Raw genomic sequence first — 12,587 nt, 5'->3', positions numbered from 1 at the left:
CGAGGTCGGGGTGGCGGCGGCCGGGCGCGCGTCACGGTCGGCGTCCGGCGCGTGGCCCGCCTCGACGACGGGCCTGGCCTGACGGATCGCCCCGGGCGTCACGACGGGCAGGACCCCGGTGAACCGGAGGCGCGTGGCCTCTAGGGCGCGCGCCGCCTCGTCCGTGCCGACGCGGGTGATCTCGTCCTCCCAGGAGGCGAAGCGCGCGGCCTCGACCTCACGCAGGGCCAGCTGGGCCTGGACGACGGCCATCAGGTCGATGGTCGCGGTGTCCTCGAGGCGCTTCTCGACCAGGCGGGCGAGCACCTCGTCGTCGAGCGTCATGCGCTCCGGTGGCTGGGGCAGATCGTCGGGCACCGACACGGCGAGCACCGGCAGGGTGATCGCCGAGGTGTCGACCGAGTGGCGGGCCACGCTCGCAGGGCGGGCCTCGAAGGCGTCCGTGGGCACGACGTCGTCGAGGACGACGTCGGCGCGGTGCGAGGGGATCGAGACGGGACGGGGCACCACGGGAGTGGCGGAGTCGACGGGGCGGGCCTCGGTGTGGCGCGTCTCGGCCTGACGCGTCTCGGCCTGACGGTGCTCGGTCGTGTCGTCGAGCCGGTCGACGGGGGCCTCGTCAGTCTCGTCAGTCTCGGAGGTCTCGGGGGCGAGGGTCTGGTTCACGGGGTGGTGCTCCTGCTGGTCCGGGCGAGCGGAGGGCTCGGGGACGGTGTCGTCGAGGGGTGCGACGAACGTCACACGGCGCCGGTGGAACGTGACGTCGTCGTCGAGGGGTGCGATGCCCCCGACGCTCGCGGTCTGCACGTTGTCGGCCATGCTCGGATGGTAGGTGACGAACGGCCCCGCGACGGGCGGACTCGCCGGTCCGACCGGCACATTCGTCGTCCGGGGTGCCCCGGCCGACCCCCGGCCGACCCCCGGGCGTCCGCGAGGCCCCGAGCGTCAGGAGGCGCGGGTCAGGTGGGCGAGCACCTCGCGGGACACTCCTCGCGAGCCCAGGCCGAGGTGGCCCGAGCGGGGGTGCACGGCGAGCGTCGCGTCCGGCAGGCCGGCGACGGTCCGCGCCACCAGGTCGAGGGGGTAGAAACCGTCGGCTCCACCGGCCACGACGAGCGTCGGGGCCGTGACCTCGCCCAGGCGGTCGCCCACGTCGAACGAGTCCTCGGCGTCCAGCGTCACGACCAGGTCGTCGTGTCGGTCGCCGACGACGAAGTGGTGTGCCACCCGTCCGAGGCGCCGCAGGGCGTTCGAGGACGGGACGCCGGTGGTCGTCTGACCGAGCATCGCGGCCGAGGCACCTCTCGCGTCACCGGCCCGGAGGCGCTCGGCCGTGCGCCGCTGGGCCTCGCGCCCGGCCTCCCCCAGCCGGTGGGCGGAGGACACGAGGACCAGTCGACGGACGAGCTCGGGGTGGTCGACGGCCAGTCGGAGCGCGATGCTGCCGCCCGTCGAGGTGCCGACCACGTCGATCGGGCCGTCCGCGATCTCGGCCGCGGCCCGGGCCACGTCGTCGGCGAGGTCCTCCATCGTCGTGCCCTCGGGCAACCCGCGGCGACGACCGAGCGTCCACAGGTCGAGCCGCCGGACGAGCGGCGCCGTCTCGAGCCGCAGCAGGGTCCGGTCCCAGGTCGAGGGGTGGTGGCGACCCGGGCCGACCCCGGGCAGCAGGATCGTCGGGACGCCGTGCCCCCGGCGCACGAAGGGCAGGCCCGCCACGGTGCCCCTGGTCGTCGCGCTCCGCGGGCTCACGGCCGGCCCAGCCGCCGGAACCGCGCGGGGGCGTCGCCGCCCTCGACGAGGTCGACGAGGATCGACCCCACGAGAGGCGTGAACTTGAAGCCGTGCCCGGAGAACCCCGCCCCCACCACGACGGGGCCGACCCGGTCGAGCACGAAGTCCTCGTCGTCGGTGGTCGTGTACGTGCAGCTGATCGGGTCGGCGGTCTCGGCGTCGACGCCGGGCAACCACTCGCGGGCGTACCGCCGCAGCTGCTCGAGCTGCCCGGGGTCGGGTTCGAACGACCGGCGGTCGGGGTGCACGACGGGTCCGGCTCCGTGCCAGCCCGCCTTGACGCCCTCGCCCGGCGTGAGCATGCCGTAGACGACGCCCGGCCACCACGACTCGCCGGGTCGGTCGGGGTCGGGACGGTGGTTGACGCTCGGCCACACGGCCTCGGCGTCGGTCACGGCGAAGTGCGCCGGTTGCTCCTGGGTCACGGTGAGGCGAGGGAGGCGGACGAGGCCCCCGACGACGTCCTCGGTCCAGGCGCCCGCCGTCACCACGACCCGCCGGGCGACGATCTCGTCGTCGGCCGTGACGACCCGGACGCGCTGCGGCCCCTCGACGTGCAGGCCCGTGACCGGCGTCGACCAGCGCAGTCGCGCCCCGTGGGCCTCGGCCGCCCGGGCGAGGACCGTCAGGGCCTCGGCGGCCCGGATGCGACCGCTGCCCGGCACGTGCAGCACCTCGGTCTCGAAGCGGATGCCCCTCCACCGCTCCCCCGCCTCGGCGGCGTCGACCAGTTCGCTGGGGACGCCCGCGTCGACGTGCAGGGCCCGCATCCGACGGAGCATCGCCGGGCGACCGTGGTTGACCACCCCGACGAGGTCGAGCAGCGGGGTGCCGGTCTCGTCGGCCAGCGCGTCCCACCGCCGCCGCGCCTCCTGCACGAGGGCGACGTAGTCGGCGTCGTCGTAGGCGACGTTGAGGTTCCGGGTCGCGCCGTGGGAGGCACCCCGGTGGTGCCCCTGCTCGAAGCGCTCGACGAGCACGACCTCGTGTCCGCGCGTCGCGGCCTGCCAGGCCGTCGCGAGGCCCATGGCGCCGCCGCCGACCACGACCAGGTCGACGTCGACGCGGGACGGACTCGGCTGACCGGACGACATCCCCCGAGCATAGGAGGCGCAGTGCGGCCGCGCCCCCGGCTCACGCCCCGTGGCACGCCCGTCCCCTGGCCCGCCGACGGGGGCTGCTGTGGCCGGGCCGCGTGCCGGTAACATCCCTCGACGGCCGCCACGGGACGCGGCTCGCGCAGTAGCAGGGGGAACTCGTGGACCGACCAGACGACCGGACGACGACCGAGGGGGCCTCGGACGCGACCCCCGTGTCCGTCGTGGCCGAAGGACTCGTGCAGCGGTTCGGTCCGCTCGAGATGCGCGTCCTGCCGAGCGACTACCCCGCCGGCGCCGTCGGGGTCCCGGGAGCCGGCCACCCCGAGATGCTGCGCGTCCGGCTCGGCGCCACCGAGTTCGTCGACCTGGGGCACGACGGATCGCACTGGTTCGCGGTGCCCCTGCGCATCGACGCCTCGGGGCCCACGCCCCTCGAGCAGCGGCGCCGGGACCCCCTCGGCGTCGGGGTGGGCGAGGAGACGTCCGTGGTGCTCGACGCGGCCTCGGCCATGGTGCGACGGTGGGCCGCCCTGGTCCCGCCCGCGTCCCGTCTGGGCACGGCCTGGCCCGCACCGCAGGCGTTCGCGTCCGGTGCCGTCGCGGGTGCCCCGGCACCGAGGCGACGGCGGGGCGTGCTCCTCGGCGTGCTGGGTGCGGTGGGCGTCCTCGCCTTCGGCGGGATCTGCTTCGCCCTCTACCAGGCGAACGGGGGCGAGGGAGGCGTGATCGAGACCGGTTCCGAGCTCGTGAGCGAGCTCACCACCGGGGACTGCTTCGACATGACGGAGGGGATCGACGACGAGTACCAGACGTTCGTCGACGTGACCGCCTGCGGCGAGGTGCACCACTTCGAGGTGTTCGCCGAACCGGTCCTGGACGACGAGGCGTTCCCCGGCGACGACGAGGTCGGGCAGCTCGGCGACGACGCGTGCTTCGAGGTCTTCGACGACTACGTCGGGTCCGCCTGGGAGGACTCGGCCCTCGACTACGGCTGGTTCACGCCGACCGAGGACACCTGGGCCACCGGCGACCGCGAGGTCACCTGCTACCTCGCGACCGCACCCGAGGGCGAGTCGGCCAGCCTGGCGGGCAGCGGTCGCTGACCTGCGGGGCCGGGGTCGAATCCGCGACACGAACGGGGGCGGCCCCGTCCGCCGTCGACCTGCGATGATCGGCGGATGACCTGGCGCAAGCTCCTCAAGGCGTTCCCCACCGTGATCCTGGTGGTCGACATCCTCATCAGGATCGTGTCGGTGGCGGTCGTGCCGCGCAACCGGCGACCGAGTTCGGCCATGGCGTGGCTGTTGGCGATCTTCGTCGCCCCCATCCCGGGCAGCGTCCTCTACGGTCTCCTCGGCAGCACCAAGCTGCCGAAGGACCGGCGGGACAAACAGCGCGAGATCAACTCGCTCATCCTCGAGAACACGCAGGGTCTCGACAACCGCGTGCCGACCGACACCCAGCCGCCGTGGTTCGGGACGGTGGTCCAGCTGAACCGCACGCTCGGTGCCATGCCCCTCATCCCCGGCAACACGACGCGGCTGCTGCCGGACTACGCCGGATCGATCGCGGCCATGACCGGGGCCGTCGACGCGGCCGAACGATACGTGCACGTCGAGTTCTACATCTTCACGCGCGACGAATCGACCTTCCTCTTCTTCGACGCGCTCAAGCGTGCCCACGACCGTGGCGTCAAGGTGCGGGTGCTCTACGACCACTGGGCCACGATCCGCAACCCCCAGGGCCGGGTGACGCGCACCTGGCTCCGCGATTCCGGCATCCGTTTCGAGGAGATGCTGCCGTTCCACCCCACGAAGGGCATGTGGCGCCGACCTGACCTGCGCAACCACCGCAAGATCGTCGTCGTCGACGGCGACGTGGCGTTCACCGGCTCTCAGAACATGACCGACCCCAGCTACAACAAGCGCGGCAACATCCGACGCGGCCTGCAGTGGAAGGACCTCATGGTGCGGCTCGACGGTCCCGCCGCCATCGGCCTCAACGCACTCTTCATCACCGACTGGTACAGCGAGACGGACGAGTTGCCCACGGACGCCGGGGCCGAGCCGCCCGTCGAACGACGCGGGGGCGACGACGCCTACGAGTGCCAGGTCGTGCCGAGCGGCCCCGGGTTCGACGGGGAGAACAACCTCCGGTTGTTCAACGCCCTGGTCTACGGCGCGCAGGAACGCCTCATCATCGCGAGCCCCTACTTCGTGCCCGACGAGTCGATGCTCTACGCCATCACCACCGCGGCGGAGCGCGGGGTCGACGTGCAACTCTTCGCCTGCGAGGTCGCAGACCAGTTCCTCGTCTACCACGCGCAACGCTCGTACTACGAGACGCTGCTGCGGGCCGGGGTGCGGATCTTCCTCTACGAGAAGCCGATCGTCCTGCACTCGAAGCACTTCACGGTGGACGACGACGTCGCGGTGATCGGCTCGAGCAACATGGACATGCGGTCGTTCAGCCTCAACTTCGAGGTGTCGCTCATGGTGCGCGGAGCGGGCTTCGTCGACCAGGTCCGCGAGGTCGAGGCGGACTACCGCGCGAAGTCGCACGAGATCACCCTGGCGAGCTGGCTGACGAGGCCCGCTCCCCTGCAGGTGCTCGACAACGTCGCGCGCCTCACGGCGGCGGTTCAGTAGGTCCGCCGTCTCCGGGCGGCCCGGCCAGGGGTGGTCGGCCGGTGGACGGTCGACGCCCTGAGGGGCAGAGTGTCGGCATGGACCAGAAGGAACACCTCAGCCGGTACCTGACCCGTTCGCGCGACGACCTGGTGCGCAAGCTCGACGGACTGTCGGAGTACGACGTCCGTCGCCCGCTGGTGCCGAGCGGCACCAACCTGCTCGGGCTGGTCAAGCACGTCGCCACCGTGCAGCTCGGCTACCTCGGCGACGTCTTCGGACGACCGAGCGGCATCGAGACGCCGTGGTTGACCGACGAGAGCGAACCCGAGGCCGACCTGTGGGCGACTCCGGACGAGAGCCGCGGCTTCGTCGTCGACCTCCTGCGGCGGTCGAACGCCCACGCCGACGAGACCGTCCGGGCGTTGCCGCTCGACGCGCCCGGTGACGTCCCCTGGTGGGGACCCGACCGCCGTGCCGTCACGCTGCACCAGATCCTCGTGCACCTGACCGTCGAGACCGCCCGGCACGCCGGCCACGCCGACGTCGTCCGCGAGTTGATCGACGGCGGCCTCGGCAACGGCCCCGCCGACCCGAACGTGCCGGACCGCGATGCCGACGGATGGCGACGACACCACGACCGCGTCGAGGCCGCCGCCCGCGCCGCAGGCCACTGACCGCCCCGCGCCACCGTCCGCCACGGGCCCGCGTGCGCCTGACCCGTGACGTCGGCAATTCCTGCCTCCCGGCGCGAGACCGGCCTGACCGCCCCGCGGGCGGCACGTGCCGCCGCAGGGACCAGGAGTTGCCGACGCGCGGGTCAGGCGAACAGCTTGCCGACCTCGGTCGCGAGCTGCTGCGCACCCAGCACGACGAAGAGCACGGCGCAGATCCCCATGAGCGAGTTGCTCACCCACCGGCTGCGCCACTCGGCCGGCGTGCGTGACGAGTTCAGCAGCCAGAGCAGGGTGATCGCGAGGAACGGCATGAAGAGCGCCCCGAGCACCCCGTAGAGCACGATCAAGCCGATCGGCCGGTCCAGGAAGAGGATCGCCATCGGAGGAACCGTGAGCCAGACGACGAAGACCCGGTAGTAGAGGCCGCCGATGCGGCGTCGGGGGTCGTCCGCGTCGAGACCGCGAAGGGTGCCCACGAAGTCGGCGAACATGAGGGACACGCCGTTCCACACGCCGAGGATCGACGAGAACGAGGTCGCGAAGAACCCGACCAGGAAGAACCAGGTCATGAAGGTGCCGTAGCGCTCGCCGAGGACGGCCGCGAGCTGGACCAGCCCCCCTTCGCCGTCGGCCAACGCGATGCCGCCGGAGTACAGGAGCTCGGCCCCGACCACGAGCATCGCGAGGACGAAGACGCCGCTCACGACGTAGGCGACGCCGTTGTCGAGTCGCATGACCTTCATCCAGCCCGGACTGTGCCAGCCCTTCTCGCGCAACCAGTAGCCGTAGGCGGCGAGCGTGATGGTGCCGCCGACCCCGCCGGTGACGCTGAGCGCGACGACCAGCCCGTTCTCGGGGATGGTCGGCACGAGACCGGCCGCGAGTTCGCCGAGGTTCGGCAGGGTGACGATCGCCGAGCCGACCACCGTGACGAACATGAGGCCGACGAAGAAGGCGATGACCTTCTCGAAGAACGAGTACTTGCCGAACCACACCATGACGCCGCCGAGCACGCCGGCGCCGATCGCGAACACCTTGAGGTCGACCCCCGGGAAGAGCGCCTGCAACGGCAGCGCGGTCGAGCTCATCGCGGCGGCCCCGTAGACGAAGCCCCAGACGACGACGTAGACGCCGAAGTACACGCTCGTCCAGCGCCCGAGCGATCGCCACCCCTCGAAGATCGACCGCCCCGTGGCCAGCGACCAGCGCCCGGCGCCCTCGACGAGGGCGATCTTTACGACGACGCCCACGACCACGGTCCAGGCGAGGGCGTAGCCGAAGCGGGAGCCCGCGACGAGGGTGGCGACGAGGTCTCCCGCCCCGATGCCGGTGGCCGCGACCACCAGCCCGGGGCCGATGACGCGCCATCTCTTCGTCGAGACGGGGGTCGTGAGGTCGGGTGTCCGGAGGGCGTCGTCGTCGGCAGCCATGTCGGCCAGTCAACCGGCTCCGACGAGAGGCGACCACCGTCGCGCGACGGATGTCGTCGAATCGTGACGTCTCGGCAAGCTCGCAGGAGGCGCCCCTCGCCAGGTCCGGGTCGGGAGCGTAGCGTCACCGGGGTGATGCCTCCCTCCGCGAGAACCGTCGGCGAACTCAGGCGCTCGGGGCACGTCCCCAAGCCCCTCCGCACCGAGATCCGAGACAACCTGCTCGACGCCCTGCGCGAGGGACGTGATCCCTGGCCGGGACTCCACGGCTTCCGGTCCACGGTCATCCCGCAGCTGGAACGGGCCTTGATCGCGGGCCACGACATCGTCCTGCTGGGAGAGCGCGGTCAGGGCAAGACCCGCCTGCTCAGGACGCTCGCCGGTCTGCTCGACGAGTGGTCCCCCGTGATCGAGGGGTCCGAGCTGGGCGAGCACCCGTTCGAGCCGATCACGAGCGAGAGTCGCCGTCGCGCCGCCGAGCTCGGCGACGACCTGCCCGTCGCCTGGCGGGGACGCGACGAGCGCTACGTCGAGAAGCTGGCGACGCCCGACACGAGCGTCGCCGACCTGATCGGCGACGTCGATCCGATGCGGGTGGCCGAGGGACGCAGCCTCGGCGATCCCGAGACGATCCACTTCGGGCTCATCCCCCGGGGCCACCGCGGCATCGTCGCGGTCAACGAGTTGCCCGACCTCGCCGAGCGCATCCAGGTGGCGATGCTCAACGTGATGGAGGAGCGCGACATCCAGATCCGCGGTTACGTCCTCCGCCTCCCGCTCGACGTGCTCGTCGTGGCCAGCGCCAACCCCGAGGACTACACCAACCGCGGGAGGATCATCACGCCCCTCAAGGACCGCTTCGGTGCCGAGATCCGGACGCACTACCCGGCCGAGCTCGCCGACGAGGTCGCGGTCGTCCGTCAGGAGGCCGACCTCGTCGCCGAGGTGCCGGACCACCTCGTCGAGATCCTGGCGCGCTTCACGCGCGCGCTCCGCGAGTCCCCCTCGGTGGACCAGCGCAGCGGCGTCAGCGCCCGCTTCGCGATCGCCGGAGCCGAGACCATCGCGGCCGCCGCCCTGCACCGCGCGACCCGACAGGGCGAGGACGAGGCCGTGGCACGACCGATCGACCTCGAGACGGCCGTCGACGTGCTCGGCGGCAAGATCGAGTTCGAGTCCGGAGAAGAGGACCGTGCCGAGGAGGTCCTCGAGCACCTGCTGCGGACGTCCACCGCCGAGACCGTCCGTGCCCACTTCCGCGGGCTCGACTTCGACGGGCTCGTCGACGCCCTCGAGTCGGGCGTCATGGTGACCACCGGTGAGCAGGTCACCGCCCGGGAGTTCCTGGCCGGTCTGCCCTCGCTCGGCGAGGACGACCTCTACGACCGCGTCGCCGAACGGCTCGGCGCGACGACCGACGGCGGTCGGGCCGGCGCCGTCGAGTTGGCGCTCGAGGGCCTCTTCCTGGCCCGACGCGTGAGCAAGGAGAGCGGCGACGGTGAAGCGGCCTACGGGTTCTGAGGTGCGACGTGGCTAGGGCGAACCGTCGCCTGCACCGGGCCGCGCGCTACCAGAGGTACGCCGACGGGCCCGACCCGCTCGCGCCTCCTGCCGATCTCTCCGAAGCACTCGACGCCGTCGGACGGGACGTCATGGCGGGCACGAGCGCCGAGGCGGCGCTCCGCGAGTTCCTCCGGCGCGGTGGTCGCGACCAGACCGGTCTCGACGACCTCGCCCGCCGGGTCGCGGAACGTCGGCGGGCCCTGACCCGCGACCACCACCTCGACGGCACGCTCCACGAGGTCCGTGAACTCCTCGACCGGGCCCTGCGGGCCGAGCGCGCCCAGCTCGCCCGGGACGTCGACCTCGACGACGGCGACCGCGCGCTCGCCGAGCTCCAGCTCGACAGCCTTCCGCCGTCCCCGGCCGGCGCCGTCGCCGAGCTGACGGAGTACCGGTGGCAGAGCCGGGAGGCCCAGGACGCCTACGACGAGATCAAGGACCTGCTCGGTCGCGAGATGCTCGACCAGCGCTTCGCGGGGATGAAGACCGCCCTCGAGAACGCCTCGGACGCCGACCGCGAGGCCGTGGCCGAGATGCTGCGCGACCTCGACGACCTGCTCGCCGCCCACGCCCGTGGTGACGACACCCCGGAGCAGTTCGACGACTTCATGGCGAAGCACGGGGCGTCGTTCCCCGAGCAACCGGGCGACGTCGACGCGTTGATCGACGCCCTGGCCGCTCGTGCGGCCGCCGCCCAGCGTCTCCGCAACTCGATGACGGCCGAGCAACGGGCCGAGCTGGACGCCCTGGCCCAGCAGGCCTTCGGCTCCCCCGACCTGATGCAGTCCCTCGAACGGCTCGACGGCACCCTGCGTGCCCTGAGACCGGGGCAGGACTGGAGCGGCTCCGAGGGCATGGACGGCGAACAGGGCCTCGGGCTCGGGGACGGCACGGGGGTCTTCCAGGACCTCGCGGACCTCGACTCGCTCGCGGAACAGCTCGCCCAGCAGTCGCACGGATCGTCGCTCGACGACGTCGACCTCGACGCCCTGCGCCGGCAACTGGGCGAGCAGGCCGCCGTCGACGCCGCGGCCCTGCGGCGGCTCGAGAAGGCCCTCCGTGACTCGGGTGCCCTCCGCCGTCGGGCCGACGGCACGCTGGCCCTGACGCCCCGGGCCATGAGGCAGCTCGGCAAGGACCTGCTGCGCGACGTCGCGGCGAAGATGTCGGGACGAGCGGGGAGGCGCGAGTTGCGGTCCGCGGGAGGCCTCGGCGACCGCTCCGGCGCGAGTCGCGAATGGGCGTTCGGCGACACCGAGCCTTGGGACGTCACCCGGACGATCACGAACGCGATCACGCGGACCGCCGCCGGGGGCGGCCGGACCGACGGCGGGGTGCGGATCGAGATCGGCGACGTCGAGGTGCACGAGACCGACGCCCGGACGCAGGCCTGCGTCGCCCTGCTCGTCGACACGTCGTTCTCGATGGCGATGGAGGACCGCTGGGTGCCGATGAAGCGCACGGCCCTCGCCCTGCACACCCTGATCACGTCGCGCTTCCGCGGCGACGACCTGCAGCTCATCGGGTTCGGCCGGCACTCCGAGGTCATGCCGATCGAGCAGCTCGTCGCCCTCGACGCGAAGTGGGACAAGGGGACGAACCTCCACCACGCCCTTCTGCTGGCGAACCGGCACTTCCGCAAGCACCCGACCGCGCAGCCCGTGCTGCTGATCGTCACCGACGGTGAGCCGACCTCCCACCTCGAGCCCGGCGGCGAGGTCTTCTTCGACTACCCGCCGCACCCCGTGACGATCCTGCGCGCCGTGGAGCAACTCGACGTGGCCCGCCGCCTGGGCGCGCGCACGACGTTCTTCCGGCTCGGCGACGACCCGGGGCTCGCCCGCTTCGTCGACGGGATGGCGCGGCGGGTCGACGGCACGGTGACCGCCCCCGACCTGGACGACCTCGGAGCGGCCGTCGTCGGGTCGTACGTCAGAACACGGGCCACGGAACCGCCGGCATAGGGCCGTGCGGCTCGGGGAAGACGGAGGACGCGAGCAGGCGGGCGCAGCGGTCGTCGAGCGCCTCGAGTTCGTCCGACGTCACGAGCGGCGCGAGGGCCGTCCCCAGGCCACCGGACAGACCGGCCCGGACGCGCTCGACCCCGGCGAGTTCGTCGGTGGTGAGCGGATCGCCGATCCAGCCCCAGAGCACGGTGCGCAGTTTGTGCTCGGCGTGGAAGGTGAGTCCGTGGTCCACGCCGTGCCGTCGTCCGTCGGGCAGGGCGAGCACGTGGGCACCCTTGCGGTCGGCGTTGTTGACCACGACGTCGAAGACGGCCATGCGGCGGAGGGCATCGGTGTCCTCGTGGATCAGGGCGACCGGCCCGTCGTCGCCCTCGCCCTCCAGCACGAGGCGCCACCCGTCGTCGGGCAGGTCGTCGACCGGGACGAGGTCGACGGCGTCCTGCTCCGGGTCGACGTCCTGCCAGAGCTGGACCATGCCCTCGCCGAGCGGGCCGTCGCGCAGCCAGGTGCGCGGGACGACGTCCCAACCCAGGGCCTCGGAGACGAGGTAGGCCGCGACCTCACGATCGGCGAGGCGACCGTCGGGAAAGTCCCAGAGCGGCCGTTCGCCGGCGACGGGCTTGTAGATGACCGACACGTCGCCGAGGCGGGCCAGGAACGACGCGTTCGACGCCGTGCGGATGCGACCGGTGAGCTCGAGGTCGACGTCGTCCGGCGGAACGGTGGCGGACGCCTCGGGGGGAGCGTCCTCGGCCGACGCCGAGGACATCAGAGGTCGCCGGACAGGACGCAGACGTGGCCCTCGGGGTCGATCGGCTGCCCACAGAAGGGGCAGAGCGGTCGACCGGCCCCGACGATCTCGAGGGTCCGAGCCGCGAACGCCCTCGCCGTGCCGACGGGGATGCGGACGACCAGGACCTCGTCCGGCTCGAGCTCGGCCTCGTCGACGTCGGCGTCGTCCGCCACCTCGACCAGCGGGAACGCCTCGATGACGACCTGGGCGGTGGACGGGTCCCAGCCGAGGCTGAGCGCCCCGGCCCGGAACTCGGGCTCGACGGGCTGGTCGAGGGGCTCGTTGTCGACGAGCTCGACCGGGATGCCGGTGGGCACGCTGACCGGGTTGCCGTCGGCGGCCATCACCTGGTCGAGGATCTCGTCGATCTTCTCGGCGAGGGCGGCCGACTGCATCTTCTCGAGGCCGACGCTCGTGACCCGCGACCCGTCACGGGCCTGGAGGTAGAACGCGCGGGAGCCGGGACGGCCGATGGTCCCGACGACGACCCGATCCGGCCAGTCGAAGGTGTGGACGATGGAGGGCATGCCGCGAGTCTACGAGCGCCCCGCCGCCGACGCTCAGGTCGCGGGAGGCTCGTCGCCGACGGCGTCGCCGCCGGCCGGACCCGCGCCTCCCCCGACGGCGGCGTCGGCG

11 protein-coding genes are annotated in these 12,587 nt (G+C 72.6%); 5 read left to right on the top strand and 6 right to left on the bottom strand.

Features of this window, described 5'->3' with window-relative positions; translation table 11 throughout:
* From IFT36_RS12575 to IFT36_RS12565, 3 genes are all read right to left on the bottom strand, one after another.
* A partial coding sequence (locus IFT36_RS12575) for a hypothetical protein (RefSeq protein WP_200413295.1) occupies positions 1–819 on the bottom strand: 819 nt, incomplete at its 3' end.
* 126 nt (positions 820–945) lie between these two features.
* Positions 946–1,719: an alpha/beta fold hydrolase gene (locus tag IFT36_RS12570; RefSeq protein ID WP_200413294.1), complete on the bottom strand. Its 774-nt coding sequence runs from the start codon at positions 1,717–1,719 to the stop codon at positions 946–948.
* A gap of 29 nt (positions 1,720–1,748) precedes the next feature.
* Positions 1,749–2,888, bottom strand: a complete 1,140-nt coding sequence (locus tag IFT36_RS12565; protein ID WP_200413293.1) for an FAD-dependent oxidoreductase — start codon at positions 2,886–2,888, stop codon at positions 1,749–1,751.
* Positions 2,889–3,052: 164 nt separating this feature from the next.
* On the opposite strand from IFT36_RS12565, the gene IFT36_RS16990 reads away from it, so the two are divergent.
* From IFT36_RS16990 to IFT36_RS12550, 3 genes are all read left to right on the top strand, one after another.
* Positions 3,053–3,997 carry a septum formation family protein gene (locus IFT36_RS16990; protein ID WP_173150914.1) on the top strand — a complete coding sequence of 315 codons (945 nt, stop codon included), beginning with the start codon at positions 3,053–3,055 and terminating at the stop codon, positions 3,995–3,997.
* A 75-nt stretch (positions 3,998–4,072) separates the two neighbouring features.
* On the top strand, positions 4,073–5,542 hold the full coding sequence (cls, locus tag IFT36_RS12555) for a cardiolipin synthase (protein WP_123570150.1): 1,470 nt from the start codon (positions 4,073–4,075) through the stop codon (positions 5,540–5,542).
* 77 nt (positions 5,543–5,619) lie between these two features.
* On the top strand, positions 5,620–6,198 hold the full coding sequence (locus IFT36_RS12550) for a DinB family protein (protein ID WP_200413292.1): 579 nt from the start codon (positions 5,620–5,622) through the stop codon (positions 6,196–6,198).
* A 143-nt stretch (positions 6,199–6,341) separates the two neighbouring features.
* On the opposite strand, the gene IFT36_RS12545 is transcribed toward IFT36_RS12550, so the two are convergent.
* Complete coding sequence (locus IFT36_RS12545; protein WP_200413291.1) at positions 6,342–7,628, bottom strand: Nramp family divalent metal transporter; 1,287 nt, start codon at positions 7,626–7,628, stop codon at positions 6,342–6,344.
* A 135-nt stretch (positions 7,629–7,763) separates the two neighbouring features.
* Here IFT36_RS12545 and IFT36_RS12540 point away from each other — a divergent pair, with 135 nt between their 5' ends.
* Both IFT36_RS12540 and IFT36_RS12535 read left to right on the top strand, forming a co-directional pair.
* Positions 7,764–9,149 (top strand): hypothetical protein, encoded by a 1,386-nt coding sequence (locus IFT36_RS12540; protein WP_056045542.1) that lies wholly within the window; start codon positions 7,764–7,766, stop codon positions 9,147–9,149.
* Positions 9,150–9,157: 8 nt separating this feature from the next.
* Positions 9,158–11,155 (top strand): vWA domain-containing protein, encoded by a 1,998-nt coding sequence (locus IFT36_RS12535; RefSeq protein WP_200413290.1) that lies wholly within the window; start codon positions 9,158–9,160, stop codon positions 11,153–11,155.
* Here the strand turns inward: IFT36_RS12535 and IFT36_RS12530 are convergent.
* A complete protein-coding gene (locus tag IFT36_RS12530; protein WP_200413289.1) occupies positions 11,124–11,927 on the bottom strand; it encodes an SCO1664 family protein in 804 nt (267 codons plus the stop codon). The genes IFT36_RS12535 and IFT36_RS12530 overlap by 32 nt on opposite strands.
* Complete coding sequence (locus IFT36_RS12525) at positions 11,927–12,478, bottom strand: DUF3090 domain-containing protein (protein WP_056045550.1); 552 nt, start codon at positions 12,476–12,478, stop codon at positions 11,927–11,929. Before IFT36_RS12525 ends, IFT36_RS12530 begins: the two co-directional genes overlap by 1 nt.
* Positions 12,479–12,587 lie beyond the last annotated feature (109 nt).

Source organism: Frigoribacterium sp. CFBP 13605 (assembly GCF_014839405.1).
Classification (GTDB): domain Bacteria; phylum Actinomycetota; class Actinomycetes; order Actinomycetales; family Microbacteriaceae; genus Frigoribacterium.
Note: the sequence above shows the minus strand (reverse complement) of the source record. Positions and strands in the feature narration are given on the sequence as shown.

Coding starts and splice junctions, on each gene's coding strand:
- IFT36_RS12565 (WP_200413293.1), bottom strand. CDS start 2,888: ATGTCGTCCGGTCAGCCGAGTCCGTCCCGCGTCGACGTCGACCTGGTC.
- cls (WP_123570150.1), top strand. CDS start 4,073: ATGACCTGGCGCAAGCTCCTCAAGGCGTTCCCCACCGTGATCCTGGTG.
- IFT36_RS12550 (WP_200413292.1), top strand. CDS start 5,620: ATGGACCAGAAGGAACACCTCAGCCGGTACCTGACCCGTTCGCGCGAC.
- IFT36_RS12545 (WP_200413291.1), bottom strand. CDS start 7,628: ATGGCTGCCGACGACGACGCCCTCCGGACACCCGACCTCACGACCCCC.
- IFT36_RS12540 (WP_056045542.1), top strand. CDS start 7,764: ATGCCTCCCTCCGCGAGAACCGTCGGCGAACTCAGGCGCTCGGGGCAC.
- IFT36_RS12530 (WP_200413289.1), bottom strand. CDS start 11,927: ATGTCCTCGGCGTCGGCCGAGGACGCTCCCCCCGAGGCGTCCGCCACC.
- IFT36_RS12525 (WP_056045550.1), bottom strand. CDS start 12,478: ATGCCCTCCATCGTCCACACCTTCGACTGGCCGGATCGGGTCGTCGTC.